This is a genomic window from Bacillus sp. AG4(2022) (assembly GCF_031844465.1).
GTDB lineage: Bacteria > Bacillota > Bacilli > Bacillales > Cytobacillaceae > Bacillus_AB > Bacillus_AB infantis.
Genome location: NZ_JAUZVH010000003.1, coordinates 291,384 through 315,342, shown reverse-complemented (window position 1 = coordinate 315,342; position 23,959 = coordinate 291,384). Strand labels below are relative to the sequence as shown.

The window sequence follows — 23,959 nt, the reverse complement described above, 5'->3', positions numbered from 1 at the left end:
GCCAGGCACCACCCGTGGACAGAATGGGCAATAGTGTCTTTTTTGCGTACCAGGTACGGAAAATGACATTTGTCATATGAATTTGATGACATCAGGTACTAATGAGTATGGCTGGAAGGTTTTACAATGAAGTTAATTAATGGAGACGGAGCTGATGAGTATATGCAACAGGCAGTTGTTTTTGAAAATGTGGTGAAGGCTTTTGGGTCCTTCAGGGCGCTTGATGGATTAAATCTGAAGGTCAATGCGGGGGAGGTTACAGCACTCCTGGGTCCGAATGGAGCCGGCAAGACTTCCGCGGTGGGGCTGATGCTGAATATGCTCAAGCCTTCCTCTGGCAGGATTGAAATATTCGGGCGGGAGCCGAAGAGCAAGGAGCTCAGGGAAATGACGGGGGCCCTGCTCCAGGAAACAAAGCCTGCAGACGGCTTGCGTACAGGCGAAATCCTCCAGCTTTTTCGCAGCTATTATAAAAATCCCTTATCGTATGAAAGGCTGCTGGATCTTTCGGGACTGCATAAGGAAGAAAAAAGGAAGGCCACTGCGCTTTCAGGGGGCCAGCGGAGAAGGCTTGCATTCGCACAGGCACTTGCCGGAAATCCGAGCCTTATTATTCTGGATGAACCGACTGTCGGGATGGATGTGGAATCAAGATTCCGCTTTTGGGAAGTGATCAGCGCTCTTGCAAATGATGGGAAGACCATTCTTCTGACCACCCACTACCTGGAGGAGGCGGATGCTGTTTCTGACCAGATCTGTGTGATGGCAGAAGGAAGGCTCGTCGCTTCCGGGACTCCGCAGGCACTTAAGGCAAGGGTATCATCAAGAACAGTTTCGTTCCGTTCCTCCCAGGAGCTGGACCTGAATCTCCTGAATGGACTGCCGGGCGTCGAGAGGGCGGAGAAAAGCGGAAATGCTTATTCTCTATATGCGAGGGAAACGGATGAGCTATTGCGGAACATCATTACATCAGGCTGGGAAATCAGGGATGTCCAGGTATCCTCAGGCAGTCTCGAAGCCGCTTTCAGGCAGCTGACAGACATACAGGATCAGCATTCAGAAATAAGGAAGGTGCGTAAAATATGAATATGTTCATTTCCCAATGGAAGGCAGAGAGCCTCCGGATCATCAGAAGCCCATTTTTCCTGCTGTTTTCCCTTTTGATGCCATTTGTTTTTTACTTTCTGTTCGCCAGCTTGAATGGCGCGGATAAGGAAATAGCGGGCACTTCATGGGGGGCATACTCACTTATGTCCATGACCGCTTTTTCACTGATAGGGACGGCGACTTCCCAGTTTGGCATCCGCCTTGCTTTTGAAAGGAAGGAAGGGTGGATCCGCCAGCTTCAGCTTACACCTTTGTCCCACTTCACCTGGATCAGCGCCAAGGTTGCCTCGCAGATGCTTATCCATCTGCTGATCATCCTGCTGCTGTTCCCGCTGGCCGCTATTGTTTATGATCTCCATCTGACTCCCCTGCAGTGGGCAGCCTGCACGATCTGGCTGCTGTTCGGAAGCCTTCCGTTCCTGGCGCTGGGCGCCCTTGTCGGGACAATGAAGAATGCAGATGCCGCCATTGCGATTTCCAATGTCCTCTTGATGGGGCTGGCGATCGCCGGCGGGCTGTGGATGCCATTGGAGGCACTGCCAGTGTGGCTGCAGAGCATCGGCAAATGGCTGCCATCCTACCATTATGCAAATGGGGCATGGGAAGTGCTTTCAGGCAATCTCATCTCATTGGAAAATATTTTCTATCTTGGCGCCTGCACGGTTTTATTTATGATACTATCAAGCTATATTCTAAAGAAACGGGATGCGGTATAAGTGAATCCTTACTGGAAAAAGTTATTTCCTGCCTCGGAAAGCTGGCCTCCGTATATCTATCTGGCCAACTTTGCACTGCCTGTATACTTCATGCTCGGAGAAGCCCCGCTTAAGAGGGAAGCGGGCTTTTTCCTGCTGCTGGCCTACCTCTTTTTTTACAGGCATCTGTACTGGTCCAGAAAATATGAAACTCTCATCATTGCATTGATGGTCGGCATGACGCTGTTATTCAGCTTTTTCTATAATCCTCTGTATCTGTATCTCATCTTTCTGGTGCTCAATCATCTGGTCAGGCTGCCGCTGAAAACGATCTATATCCTGTGTGCTTGCTTTGGTGCAGCCAGTGCAGCTGTCCTGGTCCAGTCCGGCCTTTATCTTGAGCCCCTCATGCTCTCCGGCATCAGTCCGCCATTGTTCGGGGGGACGATCCTTCCTTTCGTTGTTAAAGCTTCTGCAAAATATAAGGATATGTCAGAGCAGCTGCAGGTGGCCAATATGCAGATCGAGCGCCTGGCACAGCAGGAGGAAAGGCAGAGAATTGCGAGGGAGCTTCATGATACACTAGGCCACACCCTTTCATTGATCGCACTGAAAAGCGAGCTGACAGCCCGGCTGGCATCCAAGGACCCGGTACGGACAGAAAAGGAAGCAATGGACATCCAGCTCACGGCGCGGATGGCCTTGAAGGAGATGCGTGACCTTGTTTCAGATATGAATCTTGTCAGGCTTGAAGAGGAAATCGAACATGCCCAGACGCTTTGTGCGGCTGCCGGCATAGAATTCATTTATGAAAAACCGCCTGTGCCAGCCGGCCTGACTCCGCTCCAGGAAAGGATCCTGGCTATGTGCTTGCGAGAGTCTATCACCAATATGGTCAAATACAGCAGAGCAGCCAGATGCGTTCTGTCAGCTGCCGAAACAGATGATAAAATTCATCTTTCTGTAAGGGACAATGGCATCGGGTTTGATTTATCAGTGATCGCCAAACATTCGGGAAATGGCCTTGCAGGGATGAAGGAGAGGCTCCAGCTTGTAGAAGGGAGCCTCCAAATCAGTTCAGCACCAGGAAAAGGAACGGATATTATGATGAGCATTCCACTGGTCATCAGGGAAGGATTTTAAAGGGGGAGATGGCAAATGATCAGGATTGTACTGGGTGAGGATCAGCGCCTTCTGCTTGGCGCACTCGCCTCTCTGCTTGAGCTGGAGGAAGATATTGAAGTAGCTGCGCAGGGGGAAAACGGCAGGCAAACCCTGGAGCTCGTCAAAAAGCACCAGCCTGATGTATTGATCGTCGATATTGAAATGCCTTTAATGACCGGGCTGGAGGTGGCAGAGGCGCTAAAGGAAGCCGGATCTTCCTGCAAAGTGATCATTCTGACCACTTTTGCAAGGCCAGGCTATTTTCAGCGGGCGATCGCGGCAGGAGTGGGCGGCTATCTGCTGAAGGATACCCCAAGCAGGGATCTGGCGGAAGCAGTCCGCCGGGTGCATGCCGGGAACAGAATGATTTCACCGGAGCTTTCCCTTGCCATGTGGGAGGAAAAAAGCCCGCTCACACCAAGGGAAACCGAGATACTTGAATCCGCTGCAGCAGGGCACACAATGGCCCAGATCGCCTCACAGCTGTACTTGTCACATGGCACAGTCCGAAACTACATGTCCGAAATCATCGGCAAGCTAGGTGCCGCCAACCGGTTTGAAGCCGTCAATCAGGCAAAGGCGAAAGGCTGGATTAAATAGCGAAGAGAGAATAAGTGGGAATCAGGCTCTGGCTTTTTGCCGGGGCTTTTTTGTTGGGCAGGCACCTGCTCGGGCGGCAAGTACATGACTGGCGGAGGGAAGGGCAAGTTATATATGGCGGGATTGGGGTTTGGAGTACATGAGTGGTGTGAAAAAGAGGAAGTCATGTATGCCGGGAGTGTTTTGGAGTACATGAGTGGTGTCGAGAAGAGGAAGTCATGTATCCCGGGATCGTCCTGAAGTACATGAGTGGTTTGAAAAAAAGGAAGTCATGTATGCCGGGATCGTTTTGGAGTACACGAGTGGTGTGAAAAAGAGGAAGTCATGTATCCCGGGATCGTCCTGAAGTACATGAGTGGTGTGAAAAAGAGGAAGTCATGTATGCCGGAATTGTTTTGGAGTACATGAGTGTTCGGAAAAGAGGGAGTCGTGTATCCCGGGATCGTCCTGAAGTACATGAGTGGTGTGAAAAAGAGGAAGTCATGTATGCCGGGAGAGTTTTGGAGTACATGAGTGCTTCGGAAAAGAGGGAGTCGTGTATCTCGGGATCGTTCTGAAGTACATGAGGGGTGTGAAAAAGAGGAAGTCATGTATGCCGGAATTGTTTTGGAGTACATGAGTGTTCGGAAAAGAGGGAGTCGTGTATCCCGGGATCGTCCTGAAGTACATGAGTGGTGTGAAAAAAAGGAAGTCATGTATCCCGCCATCGGAATCCGCGCAATACATAACTGCATTCACTTCAAACCCCAACACTAACCAGTCTTTTGTACACCTGTAAAAAACATTTGTGCTTTCTGGAAGGAAAAACTATTGATTTTTCTGCTTTAAAGCGTGATAATAAGAGTTAAATTTTAGCAGGGAAACTGCAGCTATGGGAGATGTGAAAATGAAGGTTGTAAAGTTTGGCGGTTCTTCTCTTGCTTCCGGCCGAGCAGTCGAAAAGGTCTTTGAGATTGCAGCAGCCGATGAGAGCCGTAAGATCATTGTTGTATCAGCTCCGGGCAAGCGATTCCCGGAGGACGAGAAAGTGACAGATATGCTGATTGACTGCGGGATATATGCCCTTGAGAAAGAGGGGATGCCTCCGAAGCTGGAAAAAATCGTTGAACGGTACAGCCGGATAGCAGCGGAGCTGGGCCTTGATAATAAGGCAGAAGAAGTCAGGGGCAGGCTCCTCGATACAATGGCCTCCGGCAAAGAGCGGCCGGAATATTTCCTTGAAAAAGTAAAGGCATGCGGCGAGGATTTGAATGCGAGATTGATAGCGGAATATTTCTCTTCCAGGGGAATTGAAGCATCATATGTAAATCCGGGGGAGGCTGGGCTTTATGTGACAGATGAACCCGGCAATGCAAGGGCGCTTCCTGAAGCCTACATCAATTTAAAGTCATTGCGGGAACGCAAAGGCATCATTATTTTTCCCGGCTTTTTCGGCTACAGCAAGCAGGGGGATGTGCTTACTTTTTCAAGGAGCGGTTCGGATATTACCGGATCCATATTGGCAAATGGCATTGAAGCGGAGCTTTATGAAAATTTCACCGATGTGGATGCTGTCTATTCGGTGAATCCCCACACGGTAAGTTCGCCGAAGGAAATCAGGGAACTCACATACAGGGAAATGCGGGAGCTGTCATACGCAGGATTTTCTGTATTCCATGATGAAGCGCTGATACCTGCCTACAAGGCCGGCATTACCGTGAATGTGAAAAATACGAATAATCCGGAGGCGCCAGGCACCAGGATTGTCGGTGAGAGGGACAATACAAATGGGCCGGTCATCGGAATTGCCAGTGATAAAGGATTCTGCAGCATCTATGTGAGCAAATATCTGATGAACCGGGAAATCGGGTTCGGCCGCAGGATCCTGCAGATTCTTGAGGATTTCGGATTGTCCTATGAACACACTCCTTCGGGGATCGATGACCTTTCCATTATTCTCAGGCAGCACCAATTTGATCAAGCTGCTGAGGACCAAATAGCGGCAAGGATCAAGGAAGAGCTGGAGGCAGACGAAGTGGTCATTGAGCATGATCTTGCCCTCATTATGGTTGTCGGCGAAGGGATGAGGCATAATGTAGGCACAATGGCCAGGGCTTCAAAGGCGCTGGCAGCAGCGAAGGTAAATATAGAGATGATCAACCAGGGCTCATCAGAAGTGAGCATGATGTTCGGTGTAAAAGAAAATGATGAAAGTAGGGCTGTCAAAGCGCTTTATGAAGAGTTTTTTGAACCGGCCCGGACAGCTGTAAGATAGTTTAGGAAACCTGATTGCATGGCAGTCAGGTATTTTCCTGTGTTATTATATCGTTATATACGATATAATCGTAAAAAACGATATAAAGTAGGAGGAATACGATGATTGATCAAATCAATGAATACTTTACCGATATTTATTTCCATCTACACCCTGAACAGCAAGAGCCCATTTCCCACCAAAGCGTACGCATCCTGCAAATGGTAGATAAAAGACAATCCGTCATGATCCGCGATATTGCTTCGCTGCTGTCTATTTCGCATAACACAGCTTCAGAGCATGTGAAAAAGCTGACAGCGGGCGGATGGCTTTATAAAGAGAGGGATGAAAAGGATCAGCGAAAGGTGTATTTGCACCTTACAGAATCAGGAATAACGGTTCTCAAAAAGAATACAGAACTGGACGGGGGAAAACTGAAGGCGGCACTCGAAAAATTGTCTGCGGAAGAAAGGCAGCAGATTTTCAACGCCTTTAAGCTGCTGAGCGAGGCATCCAAATAAATGTATATGCTCGTCAAAATATTTAGCTCTGCAGCAATCATTGGCATCATAACGGAATTGGCAAGGAGATTTCCGGTATATGGAGGCATGGTTGCAGCCTTGCCGCTGGTCAGTCTGCTGAGCATCATCTGGCTGTCTGTACAGGGGGAACCTGCACAGAATGTCACCCGTTTCACCCTGGGTGTTCTATCCGGACTCCCCGCCACGATCGTTATGCTGCTTGTCATTTACACCGCCTTCAAACATGCAATCCAGCTGCCTATGGCAATTATAATGGGAATCGCAGCATGGGGAATTTTCCTGCTCATTCAAAATTATTTCATGCAATCATTTATTAGATGAAAAAGTGTCCCGTCTATCATACAAATAACAGGCGTAACTCCAAAGGGCAGGGTCACGCTTCTTTTTGTGGAATAGTTTTATAGAAAAGTAACACATCCTTGAAAATGTTTCGCAGCATGACTATTACCTGGATACGAAAACGGGAATGAAGAAAAATGAAAAAAGAGATCCAGAGAAACACGCGGAATGAAAAACAATCCATCGCTGTAGCAATCAGGTATAAATGCGTTTCATTCCAGCTAAAATGTTAAAAAGTGAGGTTACTATTATGTTCACTCTTATGGTTGCAAAAATGCTGCGCCTCCTTCCTAATCAAGCAAAAAAGAACCCTTTGATTACCAGGCAGCCTGTAAAAATGAAAAAAGATGTGATAGTTGAAACTTCTGTTCAGCCTGCCGGCATTTCCTTATATTATCCGCTGGAATCAGAGCAGGAAAGCTTTCCTGTCTATATCAATTTCCATGGGGGAGCATTCATCATGAATGAAAAAGAGATGGATGATCCTTATTGCCGCTACCTGGCCAATCAGGCAAAATGTGTTGTTATAAATGTGGATTATGCAAAAGCACCGGAATACCCTTTTCCAAAACCGATTGAACAGGGCTATGAAGTAATTCAATGGTTAAAGAGAAACGCCGGTGAGTTAAATATCGATGAGGAGAAAATCATGGTTGGCGGACAAAGCTCAGGGGCAAATATAGCAGCAGCCCTCTGTCTCTATTTGGAGGAGAAAGGGGACAGTCAGCCGCTGCTCCAGGTGCTGTCCTGCCCGATGCTGGATTTTGCCACCCCGCATGCTGATAAGCCGGAACCGGACAAGTGGCGCGCCAGATATCCGCAAGCGGCCCATTTTTTAAATATGTGCTATGTACCTGGCAAAGAACAGGCGGAGCATCCCCACGCTTCCCCTGTCCGAGCAGAAGTGAGTGAGGGCTTAGCTTCCGCTCTTATCCTGATAGCGGAATACGATGCATTCAGGCCGGAAGCCGAATATTATGCTGAGAAATTAAAAGCAGCCGGGGTGAATGTTCAAGAGGAGCTGTTCAGGGACTGTAAGCATGCTTTCACCCATAATGGCCCAAAAGAAAGTGCCGAAGAGGCCTGGAGGATGGTTGCATCTGCAATCAAAGCTGCGGCTGAATCGTATGGGAATTGAGGCACCACTTGTATAATGTGTCTTTTCAGCACATCCAAGTTTTTGCAGGTGGAAACAAGGGTATAAAATATTTTTAAGGCTGCAGACCTCCGCGGCAGCAGATAAAAAGACAATTGATGGACTGTCATATTTCAATGATCTGTTAATAGATCCAAAGGAGATGAATATGGACACAGAGCAAAGGCAAGCGGACTTTGATTATTGTGAAAGAATCATAAAAAAACATTCCAAAAGCTTTTACTATGCTTTTTCACAGCTCCCGCGTGAAAAAGCAAATGCTGTTTATGCCATCTATGCTTTTTGCCGGACCGCAGATGAGTGTGCAGATGGGAAACATTCATTTAAGAAAAAGGTTCAGCTGCTGAGGCAGCTAAAAAAGGAACTTGATCTGTTTAATGATCATGCTGAATTGGATAAGCCGTTATGGCGCGCGCTCAGACAAGTGTTCAATACATACGAAATGGATATCAGCCCATTTTATGACCAGCTGGACGGGCAGTCCATGGATTTATCCTTTACCGCCCCGAACACAATGAATGAACTGGAAAGATACAGCTACTATGTAGCCGGGTCTGTTGGTTTAATGCTTTTGCCTGTCATCGCTTCAAAACCTTCGGCGGATCTGCATTCAACCGTGGTAAACCTTGGCGTAGCCATGCAGATTACCAATATCCTGCGTGATATTGGCGAAGATTACCATGAGAAAAACCGCATCTATTTGCCCGGAGAAGAATTAAGCCATTTTCAATATTCACAGGAAGATTTACATAAAGGCATCATCAATGAAAATTTCATCAGCTTATGGGAGAAGCTTGCTGCACGTGCTGAATCATTATATAACAACTTCTTGCTCAATATAGAGCTGCTGGATGAGGACAGCCGGATACCGGTCTATTTGTCTGCTCACGTTTACAGGGGCATACTTGACGCTGTACGGAACAATGGATATCAATGTCTGACCAAACGGAACTATGTCACAAAAGAGAAAATGGCCCAAATCAATGCTGCAGTGAAAAGAGTCTTTGATTTGCGGGAAGGAGATGCATTAACAGTTGAAAAATAAAACCGTACTAGTCATCGGAGGCGGGCTCGGAGGGCTGTCAGCTGCCATTTCACTTGCCCAGGCCGGATACGATGTCTCCTTATATGAGAAAAATGACCATATCGGAGGAAAGCTGAACCGGCTCGATCAGGATGGCTTTGGATTTGATCTTGGCCCATCCATCCTGACGATGCCGCAGATTTTTGAAAAATTGTTTGCTGCCAGCGGGAAATCCATGAAGGACTATGTCCCGATTGAAAAGCTGGACCATCAATGGCGCTCCTTTTTTCCTGATGGAAATGTCATAGATTTGTATGAAGATCTGAAGGAAATGCAAGAGAAGAACGCGTCCCTGAGTGAAAAGGACATGCAGGAATATCAAAATCTGCTCGATTATTCAAAACGGATTTATGATCTGACAGATAAAACCTACTTTCAGCATGGCGTTGATACAACGAGAGAAATCATGAAGCATACGGGTCTGTTCACTGCTTTGAGGAACTTTGATTTATTTTCTACTGTTCATGGAGCCATTGATAAGCGGATCAGCAATGAACAATTCCGCGATATGCTTTCCTATTTTATCAAGTACGTAGGTTCGTCCCCTTATGATGCACCGGCGGTTTTGAATATGATGATCTATATGCAGCATGACCAGGGGGTCTGGTATGTACCCGGCGGACTGCACAATCTGGCAGGCGGCCTGGTGAAGCTGGCTGAAGAAGTGGGTGTGAAGTTCCACCTCGGCAGGAAGATCGTCAAGCTTGAAAAAAAGAACGGCGAAATTACAGGAGCCGTTATGGAAGACGGAACCGTGCTGACAGCAGATTATTTTGTTTCCAATATGGAAGTCATACCGGTATATGAACGATTGCTGGAGGAAGACAGCTCTTATGTGAAAAAATTAAAAAAGAAATTCGAGCCCGCCAGTTCCGGCCTTGTAATGCATTTGGGCGTAAAAAAGAGCTATCCGCAGCTGCGCCATCATAATTTCTTTTTTGCAGAAAACATGAAGCAGCAAATGCAATCGATCTTTCATAAGCATGAACTGCCGGAAGACCCTGTCATTTATTTAGTCAACGTCAATAAAACAGATCCTTCGCAGGCACCTGACGGACATGAAAATATTAAAGTGCTGCCCCATATTCCCTATATCCGGGATCAGAAGCCTTTTACGCAGCAGGACTATGAACAATTCGCTGAGAAGGTCCTTATCAAACTGGAAAGAATGGGACTGCAAGGGCTGCGGGAAAATATTGTCACAAAGGATGTATGGACACCGGAGGATATCAGACGGATGTATGGCTCTGACCGTGGTGCCATCTATGGAACAGTCTCAGACCGCAAGAAAAATAAAGGATTCAAGCACCCGAAACAAAGTGAACGCTATAGTAATCTATATTTTGTCGGCGGAACCGTGAACCCGGGCGGGGGTATGCCTATGGTCACTTTAAGCGGCCAGCTTGTAGGCAAGAAAATTGTTCAGCGGGATTCTTCCCATGCCTGACAATGACAGCCATTCTCTGAAATCATTGCCGGAGAGGCAGAGGGAGGATCTGTTTTCGGCGGGGAGCCCCTCTCTTGAAGCGCGCAAAAAACAGCTTTCAAAGCTGAAAACCATGATTGTGGACCATGAAGAGGCATTTACCAGAGCCCTTCATGCAGATTTGGGGAAACCGGCATTCGAATCCTTTTCCTCTGAAATTGCCGTTTTATTAAATGAGATCGATCATATATGCAAGCATATAGCAAAATGGAACCGGCAATCCCGGTCCCGCTATCTTAAAATGGGATATATAGAATCGATTAAAAGGAAGCGGCATCCCTATGGGAGTGTACTCATTATCGGTTCGTGGAATTATCCGCTCCAGCTTTCCCTGATGCCTGCCATAGGCGCAATAGCCGCGGGGAACCGCTGCGTGATCAAGCCATCTGAACATGCACCGGCCACAGCTGAACTGCTGAAAAAGATCATCAATGATGCATTTCCTCCCGAACAGCTGCTTGTTGTGACGGGAGATGCACAGACCGCGAGCCAGTTGACTGCAGCCCCATTTGACCTGATTTTCTTTACAGGCAGCGGCCAGACAGGGAAGGCTGTGGCAGAGCAGGCAGCCAGGCAGCTCACTCCAGTGATACTCGAACTTGGCGGGAAAAATCCGTGCATCATCGATGAAACAGGGTTTTCAAAAGAGGCCGTCAAGGAAATCGTCTGGGGTAAGTTCCTGAATGCGGGACAAACCTGCATTGCGCCTGACACCCTTTTTGTCCATGAGTCCATTTATGAAAAAACGCTGAATGAAATTTCTGCAGCGGTTTCTGCTTTCTATGGCGAGCAGCCCAGGGAAAGCAGTGATTATGGACGGATCTGCACCGATGATCATTTTCAGAAAGTGATTAAGTTTATCGGACAGGGTGATGTCCGGCATGGAGGGTCCTATGATCGCTCCGACCGGTTCATTGCCCCGACCGTGCTGACGGATATAGAACCGGGAAGTCCGATCCTGCAGGAAGAAATATTCGGCCCTGTCCTTCCGGTCATTCCTTATAAAGACATGAGAACATTATTATCCAGCGGCAGGATTCAGCGTGATGCACTTACAGGATATATTTTCAGCAAGAACAAGGACAACATCCAGCTGTTCAAGGAACATATGCGGTCATCAACCATCAGCGTCAATCAAGTCATCCACCATGCCGCAAGTCCGCATATCGCATTTGGCGGAGTAGGGACAAGCGGATACGGAGCTTATCACGGCAAAGCGGGTTTTCTGGCTTTCAGTTATGAAAAAACAGAATACAGAACACATCATTACATCCATTTTCAAGGTAAATTCCCGCCATATTCTGATACAAATATGAAAGCTTTGAAAAAGTTAAGAAAATGGCTGCTCTAATAGAAGCCTCATCATAATAAGGAGTTTTATCATGATTGCTTCACTCCCGTTTCATTGGATCATGGTCATTGATGTACTTGCATGGGCTTTCTTTCATCTATCCATTTCGGCCATTTGCCTGAAGCTGCCTTTATCCTGGTTTCTAAAAGACACTTTCTGGTTCCGGATTTTCTCCTGGGAAAAGTCAGGTGAGTTGTGGCAGCGTTTATTCCGGGTGAAAAAATGGAAAGGCTATCTGATAGATGGCACGATTTTTCTCAAAAAAGGATACAGTAAAAAGGAGCTGCATGGCATCGGACCGAGGGACTTGACTATCTTTGCGGCGGAAACAAAGCGCGCGGAATTGACGCACTGGCTTTCCATCGTGCCTGCCCCGCTGTTCTTCTTGTGGAATCCGGCAGGGGCGGGCTGGGCAATGATTCTGTATGCACTTGGTTTCAATCTTCCCATTATCGTGGTTCAACGCTACAATCGGGGGCGCATGACTAGCATTGCTTCTAAAAGATGAAGCGGAATATTGTTTGGAAATGAGGGATTTAGATGAGTAAGAAAGTTATTGTCATTGGTGCGGGTGTAGCCGGGCTTGCCACTAGCATAAGGCTGCAGCATGCAGGATACCAGGTGGAGATATATGAAAAAGGAGAGACACCCGGCGGCAAAATGAACCGGATTGAACTGGATGGCTACAAATTTGATTTGGGGCCAAGCATCGTCATGATGCCGGAATTATATCAGGAAATATTCGAATTGTGCGGCCGCGATCCGGATGATTATATTCCAATGGAAAAGCTGGACCCGATTTACCGGGCTTATTTTAGTGATATTCCCGACAAGCCTTTTGATATCTCATCAGATCTTACCAAATTGACAAAGACAATTGAATCAATCAGCGAAGAAGACACGGCAGGCTTTTTTCAGTATCTGCAGGAAATTTACAAGCGCTTTGTCATCGCGAAGCATCACATTCTTCAAAGGCCGTTCCGCAAAAGGTCTGATTTTTATAACCTCCCAATGCTGAAGAAAGCCTTGAAACTGAAACCATATGACACGGCCGATACGTTCATAGGCAAATATATCAAAAATGAACGGCTGAAACAGCTGATCAGTTTTCAGACATTGTACATAGGCATTTCCCCTCTTAAAAGCCCTTCTTTTTATACCATGATCCCCATGATTCAATTTTTGTATGGAGTATGGTTTATTAAAGGCGGTATGTATACGATGGCCCTGGCCATGGAGAGGCTCTTCGGGGAACTGGGGGGAACCATTCACTATGGCAGCGATGTGCAGGAAATATCCATTCAAAATGGAGAGGCAGATGGAATCATCGTGGATGGCCAAAAGGTTTCCTCAGATTATGTTGTCTGCAATGCCGACTTCCCGCATGCGATGAAGCATCTGGTGAAAGACAAGGCAGCCAAAGGGAAATATACCGACAAAAAAATCGACAGCATGAAATACTCCTGCTCATGTTTTCTGTTATATCTCGGCATGGACCGCAAATATGAAGAAATCGACCATGTACATAATTTTATTTTCAACGAAAATCTTAATAAGAATCTGGAGGACATTTTTTCCGGAAAGAAATTGGACAATGCCTCCTTTTATGTATACATCGCTTCAAAAATGGATCCCTCCCTTGCACCCGAGGGGAAGGATGGATTGTATATCCTGATGCCCGTATCCGACAAATCTACAGCAGACTATGAATGGAACGAGGAAACCATTTCATATTACCGGGGCTATATCTTGAGTGAATTGAAGAAAATCCGCGGCTTTGAAAATATTGAAAATGAGATTGTCACCGAAACGTATACAACACCACAAGACTTTGAGTCGAAATTCAATGCCTATAATGGTGCCACGTTCGGCTTACAGCCTATTTTGAAGCAAAGCAACCACTATCGTCCGCAAAGCAAGGCCAGCACTTGTGAAAATCTGTACTTTACAGGAAGCAGCACACATCCCGGCGCCGGTGTCCCGATCGTGCTGCTTTCCGCCAGGATCACCGCACAGGAACTGATACAGGACGATACAGGCAATCTATATGATTACTCAGCAAAATAGAGGCAGGCCGGAGAAAATAAAAGCTGTGTGCCGGCACACAGGGAAAGGAGGCAGGCATGGCAGCTGCAGAAGCAATTAATCTTGCTATTGGATTTCTGGCATTTATCGTTGGCATGATTATGTTCTGGTCTTTGCCGGTCCCTGTTTTCTCCTCCAGGCTTAAGGAGGATATCCCGTTTCTGTCCATCATTATCCCAGCCAGGAATGAAGAAGCCAGGATATCACCGCTACTGCTGTCATTGCAGGAGCAGCGATTCAGGCACTTTGAAATTCTGGTCATTGATGACGATTCCTCTGACAATACCAGGGCTGTTGCGGAAAGCTATGGTGCCAGGGTTTTGAAGAATACAGGCTCGGGTAAATCATCAGCCTGCTGGCAGGGTGCGGAACAGGCCAAAGGAAATTGGCTATTATTTTTAGACGCAGATACAAAATTCACCAGCGTGGACGGGCTGAGAAATCTGCTCCATTTCTATCAGGGCAAGGGAGCCAGGGGCATTGTGGCATTACAGCCCTTTCATACCGTTGAGCGCTTGTATGAACACCTCTCCGTTGTATTTAACATCATTGTTGTGGCTGGGATGAATCTATTTACGATCTGGGGATCACGGTTTAAAACTGCCGGCTCTTTCGGTCCGTGCATTCTTTGCAATCGGGACGATTACTTTTTGAGCGGAGGTCATAAAAAAATCGAGGGAGCCATCATGGATGACCTGGCACTGGGTGAGGCATTTCTGGAGCATGATCTCCCGGTCCGCTGCCTCGGCGGCAAAGGGATTATTTCCTTGCGCATGTATCCGGAAGGATTGGGCAGCCTTATCGAAGGCTGGTGCAAAAGCTTTGCCGTCGGCAGCAAATCCACTCATCCCGCCGTCATGCTGATGGTCATCTTCTGGATCGCCGGCAGTTTCATCGCTGCCGGAGCATTGATCTCTTCGATAACTGAATGGAATCCTGCAGCCATGATATTCAGTGCAGCACTGTATATACTCTACAGTATTCAAACAGCATGGTTTGCCCGCAGAGTCGGCAACTTCAGATGGGCGATCTTCCCCTTTTACCCGGTATTGTTCGTGTTCTTCGCAGGAATCTATCTATACTCCTTCATCCGCGTCAACATATTCCACTCAGTGAAGTGGAAGGGGCGTAACATTAAGGTTTGAGCCAGGGGGACAGAGCCCATGGCTCTTTTTTTGGAACAGGGCCGAGTGCCTGTTCCTGTGGTCTTTTAAATTTGACGCAGTTTGCAAGTGGAATGTCGCCATTGGCTAGTCACAGGGCAGGTTAGGGATGATAATATAATATCTGTTCTGTTAAACAAGCTGAAACGGTAATTAAATTTGCAAGTGTGCAGATGGCCAAAGGAGGGACGATTATGACTTCTCTTACCCGGATTAAGATGCCAGCAGGATTTTGGACTGGGTTACAGCAATTAGGGATCTCGGCACAAGACGTGGTTCGAAAAGCACGAGTGCCCCTCACTATCTTGAATGAACCAGTTGTTACTGCTGCTCAGTATTTTGCAATCTGGCAGGCATATTCAGACCTGGTTGACGACATTGCGGAAGGAATCATTAAACTTACAACAGTTTTTGAAACGGCGCATTATCCACCGGCGGTTTTAGCGGCTTACCATGCGCGTGATTATCTCGATGCACTAAACCGGATGGTCAGATATAAACAGCTCTGTCCTCCCGAAAGCTTACTTGTCACTACGGAAGGCGAGTATTGCCATATTGATCTGGAATGGCAGCATACCGGTGAATCTGGTCCTCCATTGCTGGCAGGCATTACATTATCATTTCTTATAGAGTTAGGGAGAAGAGGCACAGGTAAACCTTTGATTGCGAGATTCGTTGAATTTTCGCACCCAATGGGCAATGTAAACGCGCTTGAAGCTTATTTCGGCTGCAGTATCCGAATTGGAGCAGATAGAAACCGTTTAACTCTGCACCAAAAAGACCTGGGCCTCCCTTTTATCTCGTATAACTTAGAATTGCTGGAAGCTTTGACCCCTGTATTGGATCAATCATTGAACGAACAGCAGCGCAGCCGCTCAAACACCGAAGTGGTTAAGTGGATCATTGAACGCAGCTTAGCAGATGGGCGCCCCAACATTCATACAGTCGCGGGCGAACTGGGAATGAGTGATCGCACCTTACAACGCCGGCTAACGGAAGAAGGTACAGGGTTCAATCATCTGCTCGCAGAAGTTCGGCATAGCCAGGCGCGAAAATATTTATCAAACCCTTCTATAGATATTAAAGAAGTGGCATTCCTGGTTGGCTACGAAGATCAAAATGCATTTTTCCGAGCCTTTCGCCTCTGGGAAGGAGATACTCCTTCAAATTGGCGTAATGAACATATGGAGGCAAACTCAATACATTAACCTTGTCTTTTTATTGCGATATTACGAGCAGGGGGAAAATTTTATGGACATGGGTCTAAAAAATAAAACAGCTTTAGTTACAGGTTCCACCCGAGGCATTGGGAGAGCAATTGCTATTGAACTTGCCAAAGAAGGTGTGAATGTACTGATTAATGGACGAAACGGCGAAGAGGTAGAGCGAATTGTGAATGAAATGAAGTTGGATTTCCCGAATACGGCTCCCGGGAATGCAACGGCAGACATAGTGGATCGCAATCAAAGAGAAGCCTTGTTTAGAAAGCACCCCAATATTGATATTTTAGTTAACAATATGGGTATTTACGAAATCATGGAATATGAAGACGTAGACGACGAGGTTTGGGAGAAGTACTTCCGGACAAATGTTCTTGCCGCAAATGGATTATCTAAATTTTATTTACCACAAATGCTGAATAATGGCTTTGGCCGTGTTATCTTTATTGCAAGCGAGGAGGCAGTTATGCCTTCAGGACAGATGCCGCAATATTGTATGACAAAATCAATGGTATTATCATTGTCTAAAAGCTTATCTAAATTAACAAAAGGTACGGAAGTCACAGTCAATACCATTATGCCAGGACCGACACTCTCTGAAAATGTGCATCAAATAATTGATGGGATTTACCCGGATGAGGATATGAGTTTCCCGGAAAAAGAGAAAAAATTTATGAATTTAAACTTACCTCAATCCGAGTTACAGCGATTTATCAGACCAATAGAAATAGGACGACTGGCTGCATTTGTTTGCAGTCCCTATGCAAATGCGTTTAAAGGGTCCCCTATCCGTATGGACGGAGGAATGGTGCCAACTATTTATTAGAAGAACCAAGGGGACAGACCCCGTGGCTCTTTTTTGAAATTGGGCCGGGGGGTCTGTCCCCTTGGCCTCTAGGAGGCAGATGCATGATAAAATTCGAGATCAATGAAATGACTCAAGCCTTTATCAAGAAATATAAACTCTTTGAAGAGGATACTGTACAGCAGATCCAGCTGCAGCACCGCTTGGATCTGGCGGCGGTCTTTGAGATCAAGGAAGGCATGCGTGTGCTTGAGGTAGGATGCGGGCAAGGAGATACAACGGCGGCTCTTGCAGATGCAGTAGGGAATGACGGATTTGTGGTGGCGATGGATGTAGCCAGTCCGGAATATGGGGCGCCGTTCACTTTGGGGGAAGCTGCAGAAAGAATTAAGAAATCCTCCTTAGGGAGCCGGGTATCTTTTCACTTTGAAGCCGATCTTGAAGACTTTACAGGGGAGGCTCCTTTTGATGTAGCAGTTCTGTCTCATTGCTCCTGGTACTTTAAGCATCCGGAGGACTTGCTCCGCACTTTTACAAGGCTGCGACAGCTGGCAAAAAGGATCTGTTTTGCAGAGTGGGACCTGGATTTTACAAGAATGGACCAGCGTGCCCATTTTTGTGCTGCTTCCATTCTCGCTTTATATTCTAATTTTGTAGACAACGAGGGGAACATCCAGAACTTGTTTCATAAATCTCGTATCCAGGAGCTGCTGAAGGAGGCAGGATTTACAGTTGAGGGACAATTGACTGTAGATGCGTCTTATCTGCAGGATGCCAAATGGGAAAAAGATTATGCGAACAGTATCCGGCCTGAATTCTCAAAAGCACCTGAAATGATCCAGACTTTAGTGAACAGCTATTATGAACTGATGAATCACAGCAATATTAATGAAAAGTCACTTGATAGTTTTATACTTTGTGCAAGATGAGCCAGGGGGACAGGTCCCTTGGCTCTTTTTGAGGCGGGGACGGCGGAGCTGTCCCTGCGGCCTCTGTAAGCAATTGCTAATTCTGATTGGGTGAAAAAATGTTTATTAAAGAAGCGCAGGAATGTTTCCCGGGTTTCTTTTTTGTATAGGGAAATTAGGTGAACTGCCTCTCTTTGTCCAGTCCACCTCTAAAATTCTGCATATGATAACAACAAGTATTTAGAAGCGGAAATCAGGAATAGGACGATACAGCAAAAGGGGTGGTTTGTACAGTGCGGATATTATCAACTGGCCCTATAGAAAATAATCTTGTGAACGGTATCCGGGCCACGCAGAAACTGACAATCCGATTTGTGAACAGGAATACTGTTAATCCAGCAACAGTAGAAGTCCAGGGATACAGATTAGATGGGGCCAGAAGTATATACGTTCTGGAATTGTTTTCTTTATCGCCAAACCAGGTGATTACTAAGGATTACTATGCCAACCTTAACGCATTTGAATTTATATTCACTGCAAACGGCCCAGGGGAAGAGGACACGGAAATCTCAGTTTGGGGGAAAAATAATGCCGGGGAATTAATTGACATTCACCGCCTTGTTTCTTCAGAGCTTTTGGGATCTGAAACAGGCCAGCAAGGTCCCCAAGGAGCATCGGGGCCGCAAGGAGCTCAAGGCACACAAGGAATTCAAGGACCGCAAGGAGCCCAAGGCACACAAGGAAATCAAGGACCGCAAGGAGATCAAGGTACACAAGGGGTTCAAGGACCGCAGGGAGATCAGGGCCAGCAAGGGGTTCAAGGACCACAAGGAGATGAGGGCCTACAAGGGGTTCAAGGACCGCAGGGAGATCAGGGCCAGCAAGGGGTTCAAGGACCACAAGGAGACCAAGGCACACAAGGGGTTCAAGGACCGCAAGGGGATCAAGGCGCACAAGGAGTTCAGGGACCGCAGGGAGATCAAGGTACACAAGGGGTTCAAGGACCGCAGGGAGACCAAGGCACACAAGGAGTTCAAGGACTACAAGGAAACCAAGGGCCACAGGGACCTGTAACTTTAATGGATATAAGAAGCCAAATTTTCCGTAATGCAAATATAACTTTACCTGGAGGAGAGCGGGAAATTATTACAATCCCCCTTTTGCCTGCTATAACTCTTACAAAAAATACAACTTTAGAACTTACAGGATCTTTTAGAATGGAGTTTATTTCTAACGCTACAGCAAATTATTATACGTATGAAGCTATTCTTGACTTAGGCGGGACTGGTATAGGAGGCATGGGAACAGAAGCCGTTTTTTCTAATGAGGTTTTTAAAAGGGATCTTACCTCAAAAAGTACAATAATAAGCCCTTCAGCCAGTTACTTGCTTCCAAACCTGTCTCCCGGAACATACACTTTTGTTATGGATATTAATACGGCTGGTGAACAGCTCCTCCAGCGAAAGCTTTATGAATTTGTTTTTTATGTCAAAGTATATTCTTGAACCAAGGGGACAGGTCCCGTGGCGTTTTTGAGCCAAGGGGTCTGTCCCCCTGGCCTTTTTCAATAGCGCGAAGCAGGAACACAGTTCCACCAGCTATACAAAGCCATTTTGAAAGAGTGGAGGATTTGATGATGGTGAGCAGATCTGCTTGAACTAATAAAAGTACAGATGCAAAAAAGCAAAGCAGCCCGATAAAAAGTGTGCCTGCCATTCTTGGCTGTAAAACTGGCAATTGACCATCATCCTTAGTTGGAAGCACCAAATTTACTCCCCACTTACTCCCAAATGCCCAAAAAACGTGTAATATACCCATACTGATTAATATAAGAGACGTTATACTTATTATTGCGTTTACCAAAAGACCACCTCTTCTGCATCATAATTATACTTATTTATTTCTCAATTCAGCACAAATTTTTCCAAGGAAGAACCAAGGGGACAGGTCCCTTGGCTCTTTTGGGCCGAGGGACCTGTCCCCTTGGCCTTTCCGGCCATAAATAGTTATGATTATGTATGAATAGTTTTGTTTAGTCGGAAAGGAAGAAATATATGAAAAAGCAATTTGTTATTTTGTTTTATGTCCTGCTGCTTTTTGGAGTGATGGCAGGGTGTTCGGGTAATGAAGCTGAGGATGGACAAGAGGGCGGCAGGGAGAAGAAAGAGGAATTGACAGTTTCTGCGGCGGCAAGCCTTCAAGATGCTCTAGATGATATTAAAGCCTCTTTTGAAAAAGAACATCCTAATGTGACAGTCAACTTTAACTTTGGGGGTTCAGGGGCACTCCAGCAGCAAATATCCCAAGGAGCACCGGTTGATCTTTTTTTCTCAGCGGCAGAAGATAAATTCGATAAACTGGTAGAGGATGGGGTAATTGATAGTGCCGACGGATTAGATCTGGTCGGAAATGACCTTGTGCTGGTCGTGCCAAAGAATTCTAATAAAAACATTCAATTATTTGAAGACCTCGCTAATGCTGATAAAATCTCAATTGGCACCCCGGAGGCTGTGCCAGCAGGACAATATGCCAAAGATACACTGGAATATTTAAATGTATGGAAATCTATCGAAGGCCAAGTTGTTTATGCGAAGGATGTCAGGCAGGTCCTTACATATGTAGAAACAAACAATGTTGATGCAGGCATAGTTTATAAAACAGATGCCATGGTTTCGCAAAAGGTAAAGATTGCAGCAACTGCGGAAGAGGATGCCCATGCTCCTATCATTTATCCTGTTGGTGTGATTAAGGATAGTGCCCATCCTGAAGAAGCCCATTTATTTTACGATTATCTGCAAAATGAAACGTCAATCAAGATTTTTGAAAAGCATGGGTTTAAGGGTTTGAGATGAATTGTGAATAGGTATTTTGTATTCAGCTGCCAGTTCAGGCGGCTTTTTTTATATGACAAACAGGACAATGCAGTTCAAAAATAATTCATAATTCTTATATTTATTTTATACCGTATGGGGGTATAATATATAACAACTGATATTGAGGAGTGAATTAGAATGAAGAAAAAACTAATTAGTGTTCTTAGCCTTGCTGCAGTTATTGGCCTAAGCGGCTGCGGAAATGATTCAAGCACAGAGAATCACAATAATGAAGCTGAAGAGGGGCAGACGGATCATTCAGAGCATTCGGAAATGAACCATTCTAGTTCCGGGGAAGTGCCTGAAGGGCTAAAAGAAGCAGATAATCCCACATATCCAGTCGGAAGCACAGTTATTTTAGAAACCAGCCATATGGATGGAATGGAAGGTGCTGAAGCAGAAGTTTCCGGTGCCTATGACACAACAGTATATGCCGTTTCTTATACGCCAACAACTGGTGGGGAGAAGGTGGAAAATCATAAGTGGATCATCCAAGAGGATATAAAAGATGCTGGAGATTCTCCATATAAAGCGGGAGATGAAGTCACTTTGGATGTGGAGCATATGGAAGGTATGAAGGGTGCTAAAGCTGTAATTGATTCAGCAGAAAGTACGACTGTTTATATGGTTGATTTCACGCCGACAACAGGTGGAGAAAAAGTGAAAAATCACCAGTGGGTCACAGGAGACGAGATTTCAGCGAAATAGAAGCCAAGGGGACAGACCCCTTGGCTTTTTTTGAGATTGGGCCAGGGGGCCAGACCCCTTGGCTCTTTTTTGAGACTGGGCCAAGGGGCCAGACCCCTTGGCTTTTTTTGAGATTGGGCCAGGGGACCAGACCCCTTGGCATTCTAAAAGTATTTAATACTTAAATTAAAATTAAATTAAATAAAGTATAAGTTTACTTTACTTTTATATATGAATAGTTTATATTTTATTCAAGAGGTGATGGTCATGAAGAAAGATTTTGGTGACTCCATATCAAATAAGGTTTATGAATACCGGGTACTTGCCAGGATGTCTCAGCAAGAATTGGCTGAGCAAGTCGGGGTCTCTAAACAAACCATCTTCGTAATGGAAAAAGGCAATTATGTTCCCACGCTGCTGCTGGCTTTTCGTATTGCTGAATTTTTTAAGGTTGATGTAAACGATATTTTCACTTATGAGAAAGGAAATGATTCTAATGGAAATTAAGTCTATATCAGATATCCCTAACGCTCTTTTTTACCCTTTGAAGACATGGGCAGAACAATCCTCCGGGAATTGGAATATCCTTGTGGGAATCGGTTTTTTACTGCTTATAGGCAGTGCTATGTTTGCTTACATTTTTTACAAGAAGATTGGGCAGGATGATGAACGGACAAATAAGATCTTTTTGAAAAGCAGTTACTTTATGCTGATGGCCATTATTATATGTGACACGATTTTTCCGAGGGACTATATGTGGAATATATTTTTCTTATTTAAATATGCTTTGGCAATTCTGGCTTGCGGCATTTATTTGGCAGCTCAATATAAAAAGGATTTCACGTAAGGAATCCAGCTTAGGATGGAGGGTTAAACGATGCTGATAAATAATCTGACTAAGCAATACGGAAGTTCTACAGTCTTACACGATCTTTCTTTAGAGTTGCATCCAGGAGAAATCGTTGGTCTGGTGGGGAGAAATGGCGCTGGAAAAAGTACGCTGATGAGGATTATTACGCAAACTGTTCAAACCTATAAGGGATCAGTTGCTGACAATCATCAGGTAGGATACTTAATAGAAGAACCAAAGCTATTCAGCAATAAAACGGGACTGTTTCACTTAACCTATTTTTCGGGGATTTACGGAAATACTTTTAAGCTATCTGATTATGAGGAGCTTTTGAGAAACCTGCACTTATTCGAGGTGCTGAATAAAAAGGTAAAAGAATACTCGCTTGGAATGCGGCAGAAGCTGGGAATCGTCATAAGCCTGCTTAATAATCCAAGCTATATTGTTTTAGATGAACCTACTAACGGCATGGATGTGGAAACTTCTTTTGAGGTTTTGCAGGAACTGAGAAAAATGGCTGATGAGCGGAATGTCGGTATTTTGATTTCCAGCCACAAGCTTGAGGATATTGAAGCGGTCTGTGACCGGGTTTTATTCATAGAGGATGGCGCAATTGCTGCTGAGCAGAACTTTTTACAGGAAGAGCAGCGTATGATCAGGCTAGTCTTTGATAACCCAGATGATTTAGCCGAATTCACTTCGGAACAGCATTTCGGCAGGGTAATCTATTCGGGCGACAAAGATATTCAGTTTGAAACAGCTGCGGAAAACGCTGAGATTTTTCACATGCTAAATCGCCTGGGCATCCGGCTGACTGATTTTACTGCGGAGAAGAAAACCCTGCGCAGTGTGTATATGAACAAATTCAGAGGTGAAAATCATGACCATCAGTATTAAAAGATATGTGGCTTATAACCTGAAAGAGCTGCTTAAAAATGGCTATCTGGCTGCTGGTTTGCTGGGGGCGTGTGTACCTGCATTGATTATGGGTTTCGTGATTCTTAAGGGGGGCACTCCGTTCAACATCAAACATGTTTCAAATTTTTACTGTATGCTTGGTATGCTCGCGGCAGTCTTAATGCCGCTTTACTTTATCAATAGAGACTACTCGGCCAGAACAATTTCTCTGATTAATAACTCAGTGAAGAATAGAAGAAACTATGTTTTCGCTAATGGTATTATCGCCATTTCGGTAAGTTTCCTTTATGCAGTGATAGGAATAGTGCTGTTTCAAGCGGCAAAAATGATGGGTGTGTCCGGTGACTTAGAACTCTCTTTCCTGGCTGGCTTCTCAGTGAATGTCTTTCTCCTCGTTGTGACCTATTTTTTAATTGGCTATCTGCTATTCTTATATAACTTTCGCAGTGGTGCGGTATATGGAATTTTAACAGCCATACTGTTGTTTTTCCCCAATGCCCTGGCCAGTATCCAAGGAATGACCCATAACGGGTTTCTTTCAAAAATCATTGAGAACTTTCCCGGGTACTTCTATCCTATCATGGTCGGATCAAATCCGCTCTCCCCTCTGCAATATTCAATTGGGTGCCTTACACTGGCCGTTTTGTTTATGGCTGTACTTAAAAAAAGTGAAAGAATCGAAATTTAGAGCCA

The 23,959-nt window shown here is 45.6% G+C and carries 26 protein-coding genes; 25 read left to right on the top strand and 1 reads right to left on the bottom strand.

All coding sequences use genetic code 11. The features are described from left to right. Positions 1–126 precede the first annotated feature (126 nt). The 19 genes from Q9R36_RS10465 (at position 127) to Q9R36_RS10375 (ending at position 19,443) form a co-directional block, all read left to right on the top strand. Positions 127–1,086 carry an ABC transporter ATP-binding protein gene (locus tag Q9R36_RS10465; RefSeq protein ID WP_311225073.1) on the top strand — a complete coding sequence of 320 codons (960 nt, stop codon included), beginning with the start codon at positions 127–129 and terminating at the stop codon, positions 1,084–1,086. Continuing rightward, positions 1,083–1,823 carry an ABC transporter permease gene (locus Q9R36_RS10460; protein WP_009792330.1) on the top strand — a complete coding sequence of 247 codons (741 nt, stop codon included), beginning with the start codon at positions 1,083–1,085 and terminating at the stop codon, positions 1,821–1,823. The genes Q9R36_RS10465 and Q9R36_RS10460 overlap by 4 nt, the downstream gene beginning before the upstream one ends. Then, positions 1,824–2,945, top strand: coding sequence for a sensor histidine kinase (locus Q9R36_RS10455; protein WP_224950865.1), 1,122 nt, complete (start codon positions 1,824–1,826; stop codon positions 2,943–2,945). Between the two features lie 15 nt (positions 2,946–2,960). Next, entirely contained in the window at positions 2,961–3,566 is a 606-nt protein-coding gene (locus Q9R36_RS10450; RefSeq protein WP_224950867.1) for a response regulator transcription factor, read from the top strand. A gap of 886 nt (positions 3,567–4,452) precedes the next feature. Further along, positions 4,453–5,820, top strand: a complete 1,368-nt coding sequence (locus Q9R36_RS10445) for an aspartate kinase (RefSeq protein ID WP_311225072.1) — start codon at positions 4,453–4,455, stop codon at positions 5,818–5,820. Positions 5,821–5,921: 101 nt separating this feature from the next. After that, positions 5,922–6,320 carry a MarR family winged helix-turn-helix transcriptional regulator gene (locus Q9R36_RS10440; protein WP_101551918.1) on the top strand — a complete coding sequence of 133 codons (399 nt, stop codon included), beginning with the start codon at positions 5,922–5,924 and terminating at the stop codon, positions 6,318–6,320. Further along, positions 6,321–6,662: a DUF3147 family protein gene (locus Q9R36_RS10435; RefSeq protein ID WP_311225071.1), complete on the top strand. Its 342-nt coding sequence runs from the start codon at positions 6,321–6,323 to the stop codon at positions 6,660–6,662. A gap of 268 nt (positions 6,663–6,930) precedes the next feature. Continuing rightward, entirely contained in the window at positions 6,931–7,818 is an 888-nt protein-coding gene (locus tag Q9R36_RS10430; protein ID WP_022543320.1) for an alpha/beta hydrolase, read from the top strand. Between the two features lie 166 nt (positions 7,819–7,984). Further along, positions 7,985–8,881 (top strand): phytoene/squalene synthase family protein, encoded by an 897-nt coding sequence (locus tag Q9R36_RS10425; protein WP_311225070.1) that lies wholly within the window; start codon positions 7,985–7,987, stop codon positions 8,879–8,881. After that, a complete protein-coding gene (locus tag Q9R36_RS10420) occupies positions 8,871–10,367 on the top strand; it encodes a phytoene desaturase family protein (protein ID WP_009792321.1) in 1,497 nt (498 codons plus the stop codon). The genes Q9R36_RS10425 and Q9R36_RS10420 overlap by 11 nt, the downstream gene beginning before the upstream one ends. Next, entirely contained in the window at positions 10,360–11,757 is a 1,398-nt protein-coding gene (locus tag Q9R36_RS10415) for an aldehyde dehydrogenase family protein (RefSeq protein ID WP_311225069.1), read from the top strand. Before Q9R36_RS10420 ends, Q9R36_RS10415 begins: the two co-directional genes overlap by 8 nt. A 31-nt stretch (positions 11,758–11,788) precedes the next feature. After that, entirely contained in the window at positions 11,789–12,265 is a 477-nt protein-coding gene (locus tag Q9R36_RS10410) for a glycosyl-4,4'-diaponeurosporenoate acyltransferase CrtO family protein (RefSeq protein WP_129613619.1), read from the top strand. A gap of 32 nt (positions 12,266–12,297) precedes the next feature. Next, positions 12,298–13,824 (top strand): phytoene desaturase family protein, encoded by a 1,527-nt coding sequence (locus tag Q9R36_RS10405; RefSeq protein WP_148950578.1) that lies wholly within the window; start codon positions 12,298–12,300, stop codon positions 13,822–13,824. A 56-nt stretch (positions 13,825–13,880) separates the two neighbouring features. Then, entirely contained in the window at positions 13,881–14,987 is a 1,107-nt protein-coding gene (locus Q9R36_RS10400; RefSeq protein ID WP_311225068.1) for a glycosyltransferase family 2 protein, read from the top strand. A gap of 212 nt (positions 14,988–15,199) precedes the next feature. Beyond that, the gene (locus Q9R36_RS10395; protein ID WP_311225067.1) at positions 15,200–16,213 is read left to right on the top strand and encodes a helix-turn-helix transcriptional regulator; all 1,014 of its coding nucleotides are present in this window, start codon (positions 15,200–15,202) and stop codon (positions 16,211–16,213) included. A gap of 43 nt (positions 16,214–16,256) precedes the next feature. Continuing rightward, entirely contained in the window at positions 16,257–17,051 is a 795-nt protein-coding gene (locus tag Q9R36_RS10390) for an SDR family NAD(P)-dependent oxidoreductase (protein WP_253616215.1), read from the top strand. A gap of 83 nt (positions 17,052–17,134) precedes the next feature. Further along, positions 17,135–17,959: a class I SAM-dependent methyltransferase gene (locus Q9R36_RS10385; protein ID WP_311225066.1), complete on the top strand. Its 825-nt coding sequence runs from the start codon at positions 17,135–17,137 to the stop codon at positions 17,957–17,959. Between the two features lie 582 nt (positions 17,960–18,541). Beyond that, positions 18,542–19,012 carry a hypothetical protein gene (locus Q9R36_RS10380; RefSeq protein ID WP_224950884.1) on the top strand — a complete coding sequence of 157 codons (471 nt, stop codon included), beginning with the start codon at positions 18,542–18,544 and terminating at the stop codon, positions 19,010–19,012. Between the two features lie 5 nt (positions 19,013–19,017). Beyond that, complete coding sequence (locus Q9R36_RS10375) at positions 19,018–19,443, top strand: hypothetical protein (RefSeq protein WP_224950886.1); 426 nt, start codon at positions 19,018–19,020, stop codon at positions 19,441–19,443. Here the strand turns inward: Q9R36_RS10375 and Q9R36_RS10370 are convergent. Further along, complete coding sequence (locus Q9R36_RS10370) at positions 19,427–19,801, bottom strand: DUF3995 domain-containing protein (RefSeq protein ID WP_311225065.1); 375 nt, start codon at positions 19,799–19,801, stop codon at positions 19,427–19,429. The genes Q9R36_RS10375 and Q9R36_RS10370 overlap by 17 nt on opposite strands. 191 nt (positions 19,802–19,992) lie before the next feature. On the opposite strand from Q9R36_RS10370, the gene modA reads away from it, so the two are divergent. From modA to Q9R36_RS10340, 6 genes are all read left to right on the top strand, one after another. Next, a complete protein-coding gene (gene modA, locus Q9R36_RS10365; protein WP_311225064.1) occupies positions 19,993–20,790 on the top strand; it encodes a molybdate ABC transporter substrate-binding protein in 798 nt (265 codons plus the stop codon). 159 nt (positions 20,791–20,949) lie between these two features. Continuing rightward, positions 20,950–21,519 (top strand): YdhK family protein, encoded by a 570-nt coding sequence (locus Q9R36_RS10360; protein ID WP_311225063.1) that lies wholly within the window; start codon positions 20,950–20,952, stop codon positions 21,517–21,519. A 246-nt stretch (positions 21,520–21,765) separates the two neighbouring features. Beyond that, on the top strand, positions 21,766–22,005 hold the full coding sequence (locus Q9R36_RS10355) for a helix-turn-helix transcriptional regulator (RefSeq protein WP_022543327.1): 240 nt from the start codon (positions 21,766–21,768) through the stop codon (positions 22,003–22,005). Continuing rightward, complete coding sequence (locus Q9R36_RS10350; RefSeq protein ID WP_009792307.1) at positions 21,995–22,345, top strand: hypothetical protein; 351 nt, start codon at positions 21,995–21,997, stop codon at positions 22,343–22,345. The genes Q9R36_RS10355 and Q9R36_RS10350 overlap by 11 nt, the downstream gene beginning before the upstream one ends. A gap of 30 nt (positions 22,346–22,375) precedes the next feature. Beyond that, the gene (locus tag Q9R36_RS10345) at positions 22,376–23,245 is read left to right on the top strand and encodes an ABC transporter ATP-binding protein (RefSeq protein ID WP_311225062.1); all 870 of its coding nucleotides are present in this window, start codon (positions 22,376–22,378) and stop codon (positions 23,243–23,245) included. Further along, positions 23,229–23,954: an ABC transporter permease gene (locus tag Q9R36_RS10340; RefSeq protein ID WP_009792305.1), complete on the top strand. Its 726-nt coding sequence runs from the start codon at positions 23,229–23,231 to the stop codon at positions 23,952–23,954. The genes Q9R36_RS10345 and Q9R36_RS10340 overlap by 17 nt, the downstream gene beginning before the upstream one ends. Positions 23,955–23,959 lie beyond the last annotated feature (5 nt).